We start from the raw sequence: 15,099 nt of genomic DNA on the forward strand, positions 1-15,099 counted from the left end.
CTTAGGGCCAGTAGTGGGAGTCCGGCAGCGCTCGTCGACCGAAGATGGCCTGACCGACGCGGACGCAGTCTGCACCCTCTTCGATAGCCACTTCGAAGTCACCGGACATGCCCATCGACAGCCGCCCCGGACCGAGAAGGTCAGGATCGGTCTCGCGAACCCGGTCACGCAGACCGCGCAGAAGCTGGAAGCAGGGACGGACACGGTCGATGTCCGAGGAGAAGACTGCCAAGGTCATCAGTCCCCGGACCTTGAGAGTGTCGAATGCTCGCACCTCTTTGAGAAAGTAGAGAAGCTCTTCCGGGGGCATGCCGAATTTGGAGTCTTCGGAGGAAGTGTTGACCTGGACGTATACATCGAGGCTGCGTCCTTCCGCTTCGAGTCGCCGGTCGAGGGCTCTGGCGACCTTGAGTCGGTCGAGCGCTTGGAATTCGCTGGCGAACTTCGCTACGTCCTTGGTCTTGTTCGACTGGAGGTGCCCGATCACAGCCCAATCGATGTCGAGATCGGCCATCTCCTCGGATTTGCGGTGGGCTTCCTGAACCTTGTTCTCACCCAACTTCGCACAACCGGCGGCAACGGCGAGGCGGATGCGGTCCTGGGGTACGGTCTTGCTCACGGGAAGCAGCTCGATGTCGGTCCGGTCCCGACCGGCGCGTTCGGCGGCAGCTGCGATCCGGCGCTTCACCTCGGCGATGTTGGCTCGGAAATCCTCGACTGTCGTCGCCGTCGAGTACTGCCCATCGTGACTGAGTCCGCTGTCATCTCCCATACGGTCATCGTACTCAGGTTCCGGCCGCGTGCCCGTGGTGTTCACGCCACGATGCGGGCGCGGTCGGTCGGTCCACGTCCGCTCATCGACTTGGCCTCCTCCCAGGCCGCGGCCAGTCGCGGCCCCACCTGCTGCAGTTCGCTCTCCGTCACCGTATACGGCAGGCGCACCCACCGGTCTAGTCCACCGGCCGGGGCGAAGTTCGGCCCTGCGACGAGGCGGAGACCGTGGTTTCTGGCAGCGATCGAGAGTACCCCGGAACGCGCCTCCGGCAGTTCGGCCCACAGCGCCATTCCACCGGTTGGGACGATGAGCTTCCACTCGGGCAGCCATGACCTCACCTGCGCGGTGAGCATGTCTCGGGCGGCTCTGAGTCGGGATCGGCAGTCGGCGACGACAGCATCGTGGTTGGTCATGAGCTCGACCGTGACGAGCTGTTCGAGAACCGGTGCTCCCAGGTCGAGTCCGAGCCGGGAGGACGCGAAATGGCCTATCCGGTGGCGGGGAATGCGCATCCATCCGATGCGCAGTCCTCCCCAGTAGATCTTGCTCACACTGCCCACTGTCACCGAGTCCGGGATCAGCGCAGACATCGGGGTGGGCGTCCTGCCGCCATCGAGCCCCAGTTCGACGAGGGATTCGTCGAAGATGGGGACGACTCGGTGCCGACGAAGAGCCTCCGCGAACTCACTGCGCTGGGCTTCGGGCAGCAGGGCGCAGGTCGGATTGTGGAAGTCAGGGATGAGATAGGCGCTGCGCGGACGCATCTGTCCCATGAGCTGCTCCACGGCGTCGATGTCCCAATGGTGCCCCTGAGCTCCGAACTCCAGCGGGTAGGTCACGAGAGCGGCGCCTGCGCCTTCGAGCGTGGCGATCGCATTCGGATAGGTGGGACTTTCGACGAGCACCCGCGAGGTCGACCGTGCCCCGCCGAGGCGCGCGGACTCATGCGGATCGACGTCGAGGAGGGCGCGAACGGCGATGGCCGCACCGCCGAGGGCCCCGGAGGTGATGAGGATCTGATCGGGGTCGGTCGGTGCTCCGCGCTGGGTATAGCGGTCGGCGATGATCTTACGCAGGACCGGAAGCCCGGAAGGATAGTATCCGGTGCCGGGCAGGTAGGCACCCAATCGCGACAGTGCCCGATCGTAGGCGTCGAGGATATCCGGAGCTGCGACCGGTGCAGTGCAGGTGAAGTCGATCTCCGACTCGTCGCCGCCGGCGGGTGAGAGCAGATGGTCGATGCGGCCGCCGGGGACGCTGGGCAGTTGAACGATGCTGCCGGAGCCGCGGCGGGTGAGGATGAATTCCTGTTCCCGCAGCTGAGAGTACGCCCGTCCCGTCGTCGTCCGCGAGAGACCGGACGCGGTTGCGAGTTCGCGCTCGCTCGGCAGCCTCGTTCCGACCGGGAGTCGTCCGTCCGTGATCGCCGCGGCCACCGCGGCGGCCAGCGATTCGTATGCGGGCGCCTTCCACGGTCCGTCTTCGATGATGCCGACGAGTCGTTTCGCGCCCAGGACCGGTGTGCTCATGGTTCTGACCTCATGGGACCACTTTCCTGCAAGTGGCTATTTCACACAAGACCAATTTCGGTCATGATGGAATCGTCCTTCCGATCGCACCCGCAGAAAGCCACCACATGACGAAGATGAGAGCCCCGAAGCGTCAGCTGGCCAACGTCGGTCCCATCGCACAGCTGCGCGGCGGACGGCTGTGGCGGCGTCTCCCCCAGCTGATCCTCGGTCTCTACCTCTTCGGTGCCTCGATGGCGATGATGGTCAACGCGGGCTTGGGCATGATGCCGTGGGACGTCCTCCACTCCGGCATTCAGAATCACGTGCCGCTGACCTTCGGAACCATCATCACGATTCTCGCGTTCCTCGTACTCCTCATCTGGATCCCGCTGCGCCAGCAGCCGGGCATCGGCACGATTCTCAACGCCCTCCTCGTCGGGCCGGCGCTCGACCTCACCCGCCTGTTCCTGCCCCGGCCCGAAGAGCTCGGGTGGAACATCGCGCTCATGGTCACTGGCGTCGTCCTCAACGGGGCCGCCTCGGCGATGTACATCGGCTCCCAGTTCGGGCCGGGCCCCCGCGATGGGCTGATGACCGGTCTCTCCCGCGTGACCGGACGCTCGATCCGTCTGGTCCGCACCCTCATCGAAGTCAGCGTCGTCGCGGTGGGCTGGCTCCTCGGCGGAGTCGTCGGCATCGGCACTGTCCTCTACGCGTTGGGGATCGGCCCGATCACCCAGGCTCTGCTTCCCGCCTTCACCGTCGAACTCCGTCCCCGGTCCAAGCCGACGACCACCGCCGAGGATTTCCCCGAAGACTGAGCGAAAGCCGCCTCTGCGCGGCCCTCAGACGATCGAGGACCCCGCTGCAGGACGGACAGAACGTCCGACGCGTCCACTCACTCCATCGAATCGAGGATGTCGGTGAGATCGTCGAACGTCGTCAGCGGATTGACGATCGCGAATCTGGCATTCGGCCGCCCCTGGTGTGAACTCGGGACGACGAAGGCGCGCTGGTCCTCGAGCAGTCGATCCGACCACGCGTCATAATCCGACCGCTGCCAACCGTCGCGTTCGAACACGACCACCGAGAGTTCGGGTTCGCGCACGAGCCGCAGATGCTCACGATGCTTGATCTCAGTGGCGATCTCACGCGCCAGATCGATCGAATGGCCGATCGCCTCCCGATACGTTTCGGCACCATAGCTGGCCAGCGAATACCACAGCGGCAGCCCGCGCGGCCGTCGCGTGAGCTGGATGGCGAAGTCCGAGGGGCTCCAATCCTGAGCGTCGGTGAGCGTATCGAGATATTCGGCCTTCTGTGTGTGCGCTCGCCGTCCCGAATTCGGATCGCGGTAGATGAGCGCACAGGCGTCGAAGGGAGCGAAGAGCCATTTGTGAGGGTCGACGATGAGCGAATCGGCCTTCTCCACTCCGGCGAACTTGTGACGTGCCTGCGGTGAGAGCATCGCGGCCAGACCGTAAGCGCCGTCGATGTGGAGCCAGAAGTCGAATTCGTCCTTGAGAGCCGCGATGCCGGCGATGTCGTCGATGGTGCCGAAATTCGTCGTCCCCGAGGTGGCCACCACCGCGATCACGGCGTCCCCGTGTTCGAGCAGGGCCTCACGCACACCGCCCGGACGCAGGATCCCGTCCTCGCCGGTGGCCACAGGGGCGATATCGACATCCATCACCTCGGCCGCGGAGGCGACCGAGGAGTGTGCTTCGGCGCTGCACACGATCACCCAGCGTCCCGGCCGAGTCTCACCGAGCTTCTCCTTCTGTGCGTTGCGGGCGGCGACGAGAGCTGAGAGGTTGCCGATCGTACCTCCTTGGACGAAGACTCCCCCGGCTCCTGCGGGCAGCCCGAATTCTCCCGCCAGCCAGCGCAGGACTTCGTTCTCGGCATGGACGACGCCGGCGCCTTCGAGCCACGATCCGCCGTAGAGAGCACTGGCGGAGACGACGAGATCGAAGGCCACAGCAGCCTTCGTCGGAGCACTGGGAATGAACGACAGGTACTTCGGGTGGTCGGTGGAGATGCAGGCGGGTGCGAAGATGTGTTCGAAGATCGCCAGCGCCCGAGCTGACCCCAGCCCCTCCTCGGTGACGGTGGGACCGGCCAGCCGACGCAGCTCGGCTTCGGACGTCGGATGGTCGAGCGGAGTGTCCTCGGCAAGAGTCCGACGACGCGAATACTCGAGCACGAGATTCACGAGGTTGCGGGTCTCATCGGAGACGACGTGCATGCGGGAATGAAGACTATCGGTCATAGGGGCTCCTCGGCGCGGTCGATGGTGATGGGGATCGCCCACCGATAACGAGACTAACCGCACAGAGCCGATTTGTGGTGCGTCGGACGGTTCGGATCGCTGCGAATTCCTCTTCATGATCACTGATCGCAAGTTCTGATTTCTATTCATATTTCCTTGCGAACGAACTCGGTGCTGAGGTAGGTTCGGCACCATGACAGGAAGGCAGACGACCGACGCCCGGGATCTTTCCCGCGGCATGATCGGCAAGGGCTCCGAGGCGACCGGACTCCGCGTCCGGGACGCCATCCGACGATCCGGACTGAAGCAGCGCAAGATCGCCTCGGTGATCGGCATCGACGAGACGAAGCTGTCCAAAGCGCTGTCCGGTCGCCGCCGCTTCACCGCCGATGAGCTCCTCGGCGTGGCCACCGCTACGGGGGTGACGGTCCGGTGGCTGCTCGGCGACGAGTCCCAGGTCTCCGCGCTGCCGCCGAACTCAGCGGCAGCGGCAGCCGGCGACGACGACGCCAACCCGAAACGCACGATCGCCGAGGCAGCGTGGACGCTGTTCGGCCGGTACGGTTTCGACGCCGTGCGCATCGCCGATATCGCGGCGGCGTCCGGGGTCTCTGCTCCGAGCATCCATTACTACTTCGCCAACAAATCCGAGCTCTTCGATGCCGCTCTCGACTATTCGGTCAAACTCGCCTTCGACCGTCAGATCGCGTGGCTCGACGACATCGCGGATCCCGCGCAGAGACTCGAACGTCTGCTGAAGCTGCAGTCGCCGCTGGGGCGCACGGAACGCGGCGAATGGTCGATCTGGCTGCAGACGTGGTCTCGAATGGCCCTCGACGGTTCGACCCTGTCGAACTATCCGCTCAGCTACGAACGCTGGTCGCGCACCGTCCAGACGACGCTCGAGGACGGTCAGCGCACCGGCTGCTTCCGTGCCGGTGATCCTCGTGTCATGGCCGACGAGCTCACTTCTCTCCTCGACGGACTCGGCATCAAGGTGCTCACCGGGGTGATGGACGCCGAGATCTTCTCCCAGCGCCTGCGCTCCTACCTCGATCGCGCCATCATGCTTCCCCACAACCCACCACCCTCAACCGCCACATCCGCCGATCGACTGAAGGAGTCATCATGAATCGCAAAGTCATCCTCACCTGTGCCGTCACCGGAGCCGGTGACACTACCGGCAAGAGCGAGCACGTTCCCGTCAGCCCCGAAGAGATCGCGAACGATGCCATTGCGGCGGCCCGGGCCGGGGCGTCGGTCGTCCACATCCATGTCCGCGATCTCGAGACCAGACAGGGTTCGCGTGAGGTCGCCTACTACCGCGAGGTCGTCCGCCGCATCCGCGCCTCCGACGTCGATCCGGTCATCAACCTCACTGCTGGAATGGGCGGTGACCTCGTCATCGATCCGCAGGATCCGCTGACGACGATGCCGGGCACCGATCTCATCAACGCTCTCGATCGACTCCCCCACGTCGAGGAGCTGCTGCCCGAGATCTGCACGATCGACTGCGGCAGCCTCAACTTCGGTGAGGGGTCGAACCTCTACGTCTCGACCCCGGACATGCTGCGCGAAGGCTCGAAGCGCATCCAGACCCTGGGGGTGCGTCCGGAACTCGAGATCTTCGACACCGGCAATCTGTGGTTCGCCAATGTGCTGGTCGAGGAGGGACTCATCGACGCTCCGCCTCTGTACCAGCTGTGCATGGGCATTCCCTATGGTGCCCCCGCCGATCCGGGCCTGCTGTCGGCGATGGTGAACATGCTGCCCAAGGGAGCGCAGTTCACGTCGTTCGCCATCGGCGCGAACCAGCTGCCGTGGGTGGCGCGCTCCGTGCTCGCCGGGGGCCACGCCCGCGTCGGGCTCGAGGACAACCTCTACCTGTCCAAGGGCGTCAAGGCCACGAACGCCGACCTCACGGCACGTGCCGTCGACATCATCGAAAGCCTCGGTGCATCCGTTGCCACCCCGGACGAAGCTCGCGAGATCCTCGATCTGCGCGTACAGACACCGACCATCACCGGAGGCGATCTGTGAACGGTTCCACCCCCGCCGCGCCCATTCCCAACACGCCGGAGTTCCCCGACTTCGGCTCGATCGACACCGTCTCCTGCGTCGGCGCAGGAACGATCGGCGGCGGCTGGGCCGCCTATTTGCTCGCCCAGGGTTACCGGGTGAAGATCTGGGACCCGGCTCCGGACGCCGGCGACAAGTTCGCCAGGCTCCTCGACGCGGCCTGGCCGGCCTTGGCCGAACTCGACATGGTCGAGTCAGCCGACCGCACCGCCTGGTCGATCCACACCGACCTCGCCGAGGCGGTCGCCGACACCGGGTTCGTCCAGGAGTCCGCACCCGAGGACCTCGCGCTCAAACGCGGACTGCTGGCCCGGATCGACGAGGTGTGCCCGCCGAACATCGTGATCAGCTCGTCGACCTCGGGATACAGCATGACCGAAATGGCCACCGAGGCGGCCCACCCCGAGCGACTCGTCGTCGGCCATCCATTCAATCCGCCCTACCTCATCCCTTTGGTCGAGGTCGTCGGCGGCCAGTCCACCTCGGCTGCTGCTGTCGACTGGGCGGCCGGCTTCTTCAGCCATATCGGCAAGTCCGTCATCCGCATGGACCGCGAAGTCCCCGGCTTCATCGCCAATCGTCTGCAGGAAGCTCAGTGGCGCGAGGCCCTGTACATGGTCGAGCAGGGAGAGGCCACGGTCGAGCAGATCGACCGCTCGATCACCGATGGCCCCGGTCTGCGGTGGCCGTTCCAGGGACCGATGCTCACGTTCCACCTCGCCGGCGGTGAGGGCGGAATGGCGCATATGCTCGACCATTTCGGACCGTCGCTGAAGTCTCCGTGGACGCGGCTGACCGCCCCGGAACTCAGTCAGCAGCTGCGTGATGATGTCGTGGCCGGCTGCGATATCGAGGCCGGTGACCGCTCCATCACCGACCTCGTGGCTCATCGTGATGCCGGAATCATCGCCCTTCGTCGACTGACCGCGTCTCTGCCCGCCACCGCGACAGGTTCCGGTCGCGATGAGATTGCCGACGGCCAGGTGGGCTCTCCTTCTTCCTCCGCCGCTCCCCCACCGTCTGCATCGATGGCGCGGACCGCCTCGGCGAGGATACTCGGTACGTACAGCACCGAAGTCGTACCCGAATGGATCGACTACAACGGGCACATGTCCGAGGCCTTCTACGTTCTCGTGTTCGGATTCGCCACCGACCAGGTGATGGATCAGCTCGGCCTCGATGCCGCCTACCGGCAAAGCGCGAAAGCGTCCCTGTACACTGTCGAATCCCATATCCGCTACCTCGACGAGGCGGCCCTGGGCGACCGCCTCACCGTCGTCCCGCACCTCGTGAGTGCTGGTGAGAAGAAGCTGCACCTGGCGTATGAGATGTACGTCGACGATCGCCTCGTATCGACCGAGGAGATCATGGGCCTCCATGTCGACCAAGCGGAGGACCGAGTCGTGCCCTTCCCACAGGCTGTGACCGAGCGGATCGCGCAGATCGAAACGAGCAGCCCCGACTGGGTCGGCCGTTCGATCGGCTGAAATGCGTCAGGAATCGAGAAGCCGACACAGCCTCGTGCCACTATTCTGAAAGTCATCGCTTCGGTCGAATCCGAGTGTCCAGACCCGATCATCCGTTCTCTGAGGAGTCACCATGACCACCACGACTGCCGACGTCACTTTCACTGCGAACACCGAGCTGCTGGGCGACCGCCCGATTCTGCGCCTGCCCCAGGAGGCCAGCGATCAGCTGCCCTCACGCGGGCAGGTCGCCGTCAACGGCACGCTCGATGGCACCGGGTTCAGCACTGTCATCGAACCTGACGGTCGACGTGGCCATTGGATCAGCCTCGATGACGACCAGTGGGAGACCCTCGGTGCAACAGAAGGAGCGGAGGTCGAGGTCGGTCTGACTCCGACGAAGAACTGGCCGGAGGTGGCGGTTCCATCGGACCTCCGTGCGGCTCTCGATGGTGCCGGTGATCTCGACGATGTCTGGGCCGGGCTCACGCCGATGGCCCGATGGGAATGGGTGCGCTGGATCAAGGCGACGAAGAACGCCGATACACGTGCACGCCGTGTCGAGGTCGCAATCTCGAAGCTCGAATCCGGCAAGCGTCGTCCCTGCTGCTTCGACCTGTCCTCATGCACCGACCCGGAACTGTCCAAGAGCGGAAAGCTGCTCGGACTGTCCTGAACCGATAGGCATCTGACCGACCCGCCCGGCACCGGTCAGTCCGGCTGCGGAGCTCGCAGCACCGCACGTGACGAGTGCACCGTGAGCGTGAGTCCCGCCCCCAGTACGGAGACGACCGCGGCGGCCGCGAAGAGGAGCCAGAACCCGCCGACCAGTGCGACGAGGCCGGCGCCCAGGAGCGGGCCGATCAGCTGCCCGAGGTTCGCAGAGCTGTTGACGAGGCTGAGATCACGGGCGTGATCGTCCGGGTCGAGCAGCAGATCCGTGGCCAGCGCGAGGCTGACCGCCATATAGGCTCCGTATCCGGCGCCCATGACTCCGGCCGCCACCGCTGTCATGGTGAAGCTCGGGCTGATGAGGATGATGATTCCGGAACAGGCCTGGACCAGGGCCGAGATCACCGTCCAGAAGCGTCGGCTGCCTCGTCTGTCCGTGACTATGCCGACGAGGATCGAGGCGGCGACCACGAATACCGTGTAGATGACGATGAGGATGAGCAGGCTGTTCTCGGCGTCTGCGGCGGGGATCATGATCCCGTAGAGCAGGAAGAACAGCAGCAGCGACGTTCCGAACGCATTGCCGACGTTGACGATGAAGCGGCTGATCAGCAGCCGGGTGAAGCTCGGGTCGACGAGTGAGGACACCCGTGGCCGGATGAGCTCGCGACGGGCATGGAATTGGAGCACGGCGGCATGCGGCAGCGGCGGGTCGGGCAGCAGCATCGCAGTGGCCGTGCCGACGACGAGGATGAAGCAGGCCAGCACCACATAGGACGCGCCGGTGCTCAGACCCAGCAGGACGATCGCGGCGACGCCGACGACGACGCCGACGGCTTGAGCCGAACTGGCTGCGGCCGAGGCCGCGCCGCGCTGATCGGCGAGCTGATCGGCGATGAGCGCGGTCAGCGCCGAAGAAGCCACGGACACGCCGACCGAGGTGACCACCCATGCCGCCCCGACCGACAGGGGTCCCTCGGCACTGCCGGTGAGCACGAGTCCGAGTGCGGCGAGCACCGATCCCCCGATCGCCCAAGGACGTCTCCGGCCGTACCGCGACCGGGTGCGGTCGGAGAGCCGACCGGCCACGGGTGCGGCAGCGATTCCGGCCAAGCCTCCGGCCGAGAGCACGAGTCCGGACCAGACGACCCCGTCGATCCAGTGCCCGCTCTGAGTGTCGAGCTGCAGCGGCAGCAGCAGCTGGATCGGTGTCAGCTGGACCGTCCAGATCGCCAACCAGGCGAGCGTGAACCACACCATCCATCCGAGCGATACGCGTGCTCGCGTAACGGAGTCGCCTCGGTGAGGCGGCGGGCTGACCGTACTCATGGCCGGACCGCGGAGATGAGGTCCCGATACCAGCGGAAAGAGGCTTTCGGCGTCCGCATTCCGGTGTTCATATCGACGTGGACGAGCCCGAAGCGCTGACTCCATCCGTCAGCCCATTCGAAATTGTCCAACAGCGACCATACGGTGTACCCGTCGATGCGCAGACCCGCTGCTTTCGCATCGATCACCGCGCCGAGGTGGTCGCGCAGATAGTCGATCCGCTCGGAATCGTTGATCTCCTCGTCCGTGGTGTCCGGTTCGGGGAACGACGCCCCGTTCTCGGTGATGATGATCGGCGGCAGTGCGGACCCGTAGCGTCGACCCATATCGGTGAGGAAGTCGCGCATCGTATCCGGACGGATCGGCCACATGGGACCGAACCCGGTCACGGTCGCTCCGGGGGTGGGCACCATCTCGAACGGCACGGGTCCTGCCGAGGCACGGACCGTGGTCGGATTATAGTAGTTGAACCCGTAGACCTCATTCGGTGCGGAAATGAGGTCCATATCGCCGTCGGCCATCGGCAGTTCCACGCCGAAGCCGCTGAGGTCGGGATATTGTCCAGTCAGCAGGGGGTCAGCGAAAAGGCGGTTGTGAATCACGTCGAGCAGCCCGGCCGCTGCCTGGTCCTCGGACGTCTCGGAGGCGGGGAGGATGAGGCTGTGGTTGAACGTCGGAGCGGCCTGAACTGCGCCGTACCCACGCAGTATCGGAGCGGCGATCCCGTGAGCCAGCAGCTGGTGGTGGACGGTGGGCAGGGAATCGAAGAGCAGTGTGTGTCCGGGTGCCAGTTCCCCCAGCGCATAGCCCTGCAGCGATGTCGATGCGGGTTCGTTGATCGTGTACCAGTGACGAACACGGTCACCGAGGCGTCCGGCAACCACCTGCGTATAGTCACCGAAGCGGTGGGCTGTGTCACGGTTGAGCCATCCGCCGGCTCCCTCGAGTGCGACCGGCAGGTCCCAGTGGTAGAGCGTCGGTTCCGGTGTGATCCCGGCGGTGAGCAGTCCGTCGACGAGGCGGTCGTAGTAGTCGAGACCGGCCGAATTCACCGAGGCGTCCGTCCCGGCATTCGGGATCACACGGGTCCATGAAATGGAGAACCGGTACCGGTCGACACCGAGGTCGGCAAGCAGCGCGATGTCGTCAGCGAAGCGGTGGTAGCTGTCGGGACCAGGCTCGGCAGTGCTGCCGTCGATGATGTTGCCGGGCGTGTCGACGAAGTCATCCCAGATGCTGCGGCCGCGACCACCCGCGCTGCGCGCCCCTTCGATCTGGAAGGCGGCCGTGGCTGCGGAGAAGTGCATTCCGGCCAAAGCCCCGACATTGCTTGGAAGATTCCCCACCATGAATCGAATATGTCACGGTTGGACAGGGCCTGCAACAGATGATCCTGAACCTGGCAGATGCGGCTTCGCTCTGCGAGGACGACGGGGGCGGCAAGCAGGGGCGCCCTGACTGGTCAGATCAGTACAGATCGCAGTTGAAGGGTCTGGAGCGCAGGAGATTCAGTCGGCTTCAGCGGCGATCGCCGCCGTTGCCCACACGAGCGGGATCTGCAGAGGCAGTCTCGCACAGGCGATGGCTCGGCCCTTCGGATTGTCCCATTGTTTGATCACTGTGTAGATGTTGGCCGGGAAGACGCCGACCATGAGCGCGGCAGAGGCGACACCGCCGAAGCGCCGGGTGGTCGGGTTGGCTAACAGTCCTGCACAGCCGAGCTCCGCGATGCCGCTGGCGTAGGTCCAGAACCGCGGGTTGCCCAACCGAGGCGGGACGATGGAGTCGAAGAGGTTGGGTCGCGAGAAGTGGGCAACGCCGGCAAGACCCAGAATGCCGGTCATGACTGCCGTCTTCGTGTTCATTCCACGTCCGTCCTGACTCTGCGCACTTCGACGCGTCCCCTGGCCCAGAGCCTGGCCCCGAATGCACGAAATCCACAACACAATATAAGCCGTTGAACGAGTCGACGGGGAACTGTGTGGAGCTTAGGGGAATCGAACCCCTGACCTTTTCATTGCGAACGAAACGCTCTACCAACTGAGCTAAAGCCCCTTTTCACTTTCAGTTTACGCCTGCACCCGGTTCTCAGCCAAAATCGCACGGGCCGTATGCGACCTCGTGAGGCACAGTGTGTCACCAGGTTCGGGGTCGGTGGAGCCACTTGATCTCGGCGAGTACAGTCGAAAGAGAGTCCCCTCTACGAAAGGACCGACAATGGCAGAAGAATTCGGAACAGTCGTCATCGGCGCAGGCCTGGCAGGAGGCACCGTGGTCGAATCGCTGCGGAATGCCGGTTACACCGCTCGGATCGCGCTCGTCGGCACCGAACCCGCGGCTCCGTACTACCGCCCGGACCTGTCGAAGAAGGTGATGATCGAGGGGTCGGATCCTGCCGACTCAGCCCTCCGCGGAGAGGACTGGTACTCGGCCCACGACGTCGAGACGTTCTTCGGCACCTCGGTGAACTCGATCGATACAGATGCTCAGACCGTCACCCTCGACGACGGCGGAGACCTGTCCTATGGTCAGGTGATCCTTGCGACAGGATCGGTGCCCCGGACACTCGATGTCCCCGGCGCTCAGCTGGGCAATATCCACACTCTCCGCGACGCCGGGGATGCGGTGGCCATCCGGTCCCAGTTCGGCGAGGGGAAGAAGGTCGCGATCATCGGCGGCGGCTGGATCGGCCTCGAGGTCGCAGCCGCAGCGAAGTCCCACGGCTGCGATGTCACGGTCATCCTCCACACCGATGCTCCCCCGCTCTCCGGTGTCCTCGGGCCGGAACTCGGAGAGTACTTCGAAGACCTGCACCGAAAGAACGGAGTGAACTTCCTCAAGGACGCGGACACGACAGTCTTCACCGGTGACTCCGCGGTCGAGGCCGTCGAAACGTCCGCCGGAAGTGTTCCCGCCGATCTCGTCGTCATCGGAATCGGCGCGGATCCCGCCGTCGATCTGGCCTCCTCGGCGGGTCTGACGACCGAGAACGGCGTGATCGTCGACGAACAGATGCGCGCCTCCGACGGCAGCATCCTGGCCATCGGCGATATCGCGAATGCGCAGAACGTTCTGCGTGGTGAACGTCTGCGCGTCGAACACTGGGACAACGCGGTTCGCCAGGCCGAGGTCGCGGCCTCGACGATCAGCGGCGGGACCAAGTCCTACGACTGGCAGCCGTATTTCTACACCGACCAGTTCGACCTCGGCATGGAATACGTCGGTCGCGGCGGTTCCGAGGATGACGTCGTCATCCGCGGAGACAAGTCCAGCGGCGAATTCATCGTGTTCTGGCACCGAGGCGGCAAGGTCACCGCAGCCATGAACGTCAATGTCTGGGACTACGGCGACGAGCTCCGCGCCCTCATCGGCAAGGAAGTCAGCGCCGATCGTCTCGCCGACGACCAGGTGCCGGTCGGCGAACTCTGATTCGGGCCGGCTCCGACTCCGAGGGTTTCCGAGCCGAGCCGACGCGCCAACGAACGATGACTCTGCGGGGTCGGTGATCCGAATGTCACCGGCCCCGCGGTTTCCGTGCCAGCGCTGCAGTGACGAATTCCCGCAGGTGTGCCGCAAACGCCGCCGGATGGCTGCGGTGCCAGTCGTGGCCCATTCCCGGGACGAATCGGAGTTCGGCTCCGTCGATGCCTTCCGCCAGCTGCCTGGCCGCAGGTCTGTTCGCGATGTCCCGGGTCCCGCACCACACCGCAGTCGGCACCCGCACTTCGCCGAGGCGGCCCCGCAGATCGGCGGCTTCGACTGCCGCGTACATGGCCAAGGTCTCGGTCTTCGTCGAACCGTATGCTCCGAACGCCGCTTCCGGCAGTCGGATGGAGATCTGCCACTGCAGACGCATCATCCATTTCGGCGGTCTGACCTGTCCGCCGGAGAGAATCAGCGCGTCGAGTGCGCCGGGTGCTGCTCCAGCCGCGACCACAGTGCCCACCATCGCTCCCAGAGAGAGTCCGCAGACCACGGTCGCTGTGTCCTCATCGACCGATTTCAGAACCCGATCCGCCGCAGCAGACAAGTCGAACATGCCATCGTCGATGACGCCGAGCTCGCCGAGGTCGATCGCCTCGCACGACCAATCGCCAGGCAGCCCGGCGATCACGTCGTCCCAGACGGAGGCACGCTCACCGGCGCCGTGGAGGAAGATCAATTGCGGACTGGCTGCGTTCATCGTGTCTCCTCGGGTCTCGTGACAATTCTAGAACCGGCTCTGGCATCCTGGTAGACATGGATTCGCTCTTCGCCGATGAGGCCTTCGACCGCCGACCGACAATCGTCGCCCCCGGCGCGGTCTGGGTACCGGGCTTCCTCACCGCCGAGGCGCAGCAGTGGATCATCGCCCGCTATGCCGATTGGCAATCCGGTCCGGTTCCGCCCCATGCCACGACGATCGCAGGCCATCCGATGAGCGTGACGACGATCGGGTTGGGGTGGCATTGGCAGCCCGGGCGCTACGACCGCCGAGCCGTCGACGTCAACGACAAGGTGGTGCTGCCCTTCCCCGATTGGATGACCCGTCTTGGCCGCCAGGTCCTGGAGTCCGCAGTCGCTGTCGTCGAGGACACACAGGATCTCCCCCAGGGGACCGCCGCTGTCTGGGGCTTCGACCCTGCCGACTACCACCCGGACGTAGCTCTCGTGAACTACTACGACGAGCACGCGAAGATGGGCATGCATCAGGACAAGGACGAATTCGACCCTGCCCCGGTCGTCTCCCTGTCATTGGGCGATACATGCCTCTTCCGGTTCGGCAACACGGAGACCCGCAACCGTCCCTTCGAGGATCTGCGATTGGCCTCGGGTGACGCCTTCGTCTTCGGCGGCCCTGCCCGCTTCGCCTACCACGGAGTCAGGTCGATCCAGCCGGGAACCGCACCGGACGCGGGACGGCTGAACCACCTCGGCGGGGGCAGGATCAACATCACGATGCGCACGACCGGACGGGACTGAGTCCACGCGATCGGTTGCCCGGCAGACCCGACT

The 15,099-nt window shown here is 65.0% G+C and carries 14 protein-coding genes and 1 tRNA gene; 7 read left to right on the forward strand and 8 right to left on the reverse strand.

Annotation, left to right across the window (positions count from 1 at the left end; translation table 11 throughout):
- Nucleotide 1: 1 nt before the first annotated feature.
- Nucleotides 2-772, reverse strand: coding sequence for a YggS family pyridoxal phosphate-dependent enzyme (locus tag SB749_RS09225; RefSeq protein ID WP_410710088.1), 771 nt, complete (start codon nt 770-772; stop codon nt 2-4).
- Nucleotides 773-813: 41 nt separating this feature from the next.
- Entirely contained in the window at nt 814-2,304 is a 1,491-nt protein-coding gene (locus SB749_RS09230; RefSeq protein WP_410710089.1) for a PLP-dependent aminotransferase family protein, read from the reverse strand.
- Nucleotides 2,305-2,411: 107 nt separating this feature from the next.
- On the opposite strand from SB749_RS09230, the gene SB749_RS09235 reads away from it, so the two are divergent.
- Nucleotides 2,412-3,107, forward strand: a complete 696-nt coding sequence (locus SB749_RS09235) for a YczE/YyaS/YitT family protein (RefSeq protein WP_410710090.1) — start codon at nt 2,412-2,414, stop codon at nt 3,105-3,107.
- Between the two features lie 77 nt (nt 3,108-3,184).
- Here SB749_RS09235 and SB749_RS09240 read toward each other — a convergent pair whose 3' ends face one another.
- Nucleotides 3,185-4,558, reverse strand: coding sequence for a pyridoxal phosphate-dependent decarboxylase family protein (locus SB749_RS09240; RefSeq protein WP_410710091.1), 1,374 nt, complete (start codon nt 4,556-4,558; stop codon nt 3,185-3,187).
- A 193-nt stretch (nt 4,559-4,751) separates the two neighbouring features.
- Here SB749_RS09240 and SB749_RS09245 point away from each other — a divergent pair, with 193 nt between their 5' ends.
- The 4 genes from SB749_RS09245 to SB749_RS09260 all read left to right on the forward strand — a co-directional run bounded on the left by SB749_RS09245 (nt 4,752) and on the right by SB749_RS09260 (nt 8,779).
- Nucleotides 4,752-5,690 (forward strand): TetR family transcriptional regulator C-terminal domain-containing protein, encoded by a 939-nt coding sequence (locus tag SB749_RS09245; RefSeq protein ID WP_410710092.1) that lies wholly within the window; start codon nt 4,752-4,754, stop codon nt 5,688-5,690.
- On the forward strand, nt 5,687-6,598 hold the full coding sequence (locus SB749_RS09250) for a 3-keto-5-aminohexanoate cleavage protein (RefSeq protein WP_410710093.1): 912 nt from the start codon (nt 5,687-5,689) through the stop codon (nt 6,596-6,598). The genes SB749_RS09245 and SB749_RS09250 overlap by 4 nt, the downstream gene beginning before the upstream one ends.
- Complete coding sequence (locus SB749_RS09255) at nt 6,595-8,124, forward strand: 3-hydroxyacyl-CoA dehydrogenase NAD-binding domain-containing protein (RefSeq protein ID WP_410710094.1); 1,530 nt, start codon at nt 6,595-6,597, stop codon at nt 8,122-8,124. Before SB749_RS09250 ends, SB749_RS09255 begins: the two co-directional genes overlap by 4 nt.
- 112 nt (nt 8,125-8,236) lie before the next feature.
- Nucleotides 8,237-8,779, forward strand: coding sequence for a YdeI/OmpD-associated family protein (locus tag SB749_RS09260; RefSeq protein ID WP_410710095.1), 543 nt, complete (start codon nt 8,237-8,239; stop codon nt 8,777-8,779).
- Between the two features lie 35 nt (nt 8,780-8,814).
- Here the strand turns inward: SB749_RS09260 and SB749_RS09265 are convergent, their stop codons facing one another.
- From SB749_RS09265 to SB749_RS09280, 4 genes are all read right to left on the reverse strand, one after another.
- Complete coding sequence (locus SB749_RS09265) at nt 8,815-10,104, reverse strand: MFS transporter (RefSeq protein ID WP_410710096.1); 1,290 nt, start codon at nt 10,102-10,104, stop codon at nt 8,815-8,817.
- A complete protein-coding gene (locus SB749_RS09270; RefSeq protein ID WP_410710097.1) occupies nt 10,101-11,453 on the reverse strand; it encodes a GH1 family beta-glucosidase in 1,353 nt (450 codons plus the stop codon). The genes SB749_RS09265 and SB749_RS09270 overlap by 4 nt, the downstream gene beginning before the upstream one ends.
- Nucleotides 11,454-11,612: 159 nt before the next feature.
- Complete coding sequence (locus tag SB749_RS09275; protein ID WP_410710098.1) at nt 11,613-11,969, reverse strand: hypothetical protein; 357 nt, start codon at nt 11,967-11,969, stop codon at nt 11,613-11,615.
- Nucleotides 11,970-12,086: 117 nt separating this feature from the next.
- Nucleotides 12,087-12,159: transfer RNA gene (locus SB749_RS09280), tRNA-Ala, on the reverse strand.
- A 162-nt stretch (nt 12,160-12,321) separates the two neighbouring features.
- Between SB749_RS09280 and SB749_RS09285 the strand changes: the two genes are divergently transcribed.
- A complete protein-coding gene (locus SB749_RS09285; protein ID WP_410710099.1) occupies nt 12,322-13,533 on the forward strand; it encodes an NAD(P)/FAD-dependent oxidoreductase in 1,212 nt (403 codons plus the stop codon).
- 85 nt (nt 13,534-13,618) lie between these two features.
- On the opposite strand, the gene SB749_RS09290 is transcribed toward SB749_RS09285, so the two are convergent.
- A complete protein-coding gene (locus SB749_RS09290) occupies nt 13,619-14,287 on the reverse strand; it encodes an alpha/beta fold hydrolase (RefSeq protein WP_410710100.1) in 669 nt (222 codons plus the stop codon).
- 56 nt (nt 14,288-14,343) lie between these two features.
- On the opposite strand from SB749_RS09290, the gene SB749_RS09295 reads away from it, so the two are divergent.
- A complete protein-coding gene (locus SB749_RS09295; protein ID WP_410710101.1) occupies nt 14,344-15,066 on the forward strand; it encodes an alpha-ketoglutarate-dependent dioxygenase AlkB family protein in 723 nt (240 codons plus the stop codon).
- Nucleotides 15,067-15,099: the final 33 nt, after the last annotated feature.

This window comes from Brevibacterium sp. SIMBA_078 (assembly GCF_046534565.1).
Lineage (GTDB): Bacteria > Actinomycetota > Actinomycetes > Actinomycetales > Brevibacteriaceae > Brevibacterium.

Excerpts from the sequence above, each read along its gene's own strand:
- SB749_RS09225 (WP_410710088.1), bottom strand. The coding sequence starts at position 772 with ATGGGAGATGACAGCGGACTCAGTCACGATGGGCAGTACTCGACGGCG.
- SB749_RS09230 (WP_410710089.1), bottom strand. The coding sequence starts at position 2,304 with ATGAGCACACCGGTCCTGGGCGCGAAACGACTCGTCGGCATCATCGAA.
- SB749_RS09235 (WP_410710090.1), top strand. The coding sequence starts at position 2,412 with ATGACGAAGATGAGAGCCCCGAAGCGTCAGCTGGCCAACGTCGGTCCC.
- SB749_RS09240 (WP_410710091.1), bottom strand. The coding sequence starts at position 4,558 with ATGACCGATAGTCTTCATTCCCGCATGCACGTCGTCTCCGATGAGACC.
- SB749_RS09245 (WP_410710092.1), top strand. The coding sequence starts at position 4,752 with ATGACAGGAAGGCAGACGACCGACGCCCGGGATCTTTCCCGCGGCATG.
- SB749_RS09250 (WP_410710093.1), top strand. The coding sequence starts at position 5,687 with ATGAATCGCAAAGTCATCCTCACCTGTGCCGTCACCGGAGCCGGTGAC.
- SB749_RS09260 (WP_410710095.1), top strand. The coding sequence starts at position 8,237 with ATGACCACCACGACTGCCGACGTCACTTTCACTGCGAACACCGAGCTG.
- SB749_RS09265 (WP_410710096.1), bottom strand. The coding sequence starts at position 10,104 with ATGAGTACGGTCAGCCCGCCGCCTCACCGAGGCGACTCCGTTACGCGA.
- SB749_RS09270 (WP_410710097.1), bottom strand. The coding sequence starts at position 11,453 with ATGGTGGGGAATCTTCCAAGCAATGTCGGGGCTTTGGCCGGAATGCAC.
- SB749_RS09275 (WP_410710098.1), bottom strand. The coding sequence starts at position 11,969 with ATGAACACGAAGACGGCAGTCATGACCGGCATTCTGGGTCTTGCCGGC.
- SB749_RS09285 (WP_410710099.1), top strand. The coding sequence starts at position 12,322 with ATGGCAGAAGAATTCGGAACAGTCGTCATCGGCGCAGGCCTGGCAGGA.
- SB749_RS09290 (WP_410710100.1), bottom strand. The coding sequence starts at position 14,287 with ATGAACGCAGCCAGTCCGCAATTGATCTTCCTCCACGGCGCCGGTGAG.
- SB749_RS09295 (WP_410710101.1), top strand. The coding sequence starts at position 14,344 with ATGGATTCGCTCTTCGCCGATGAGGCCTTCGACCGCCGACCGACAATC.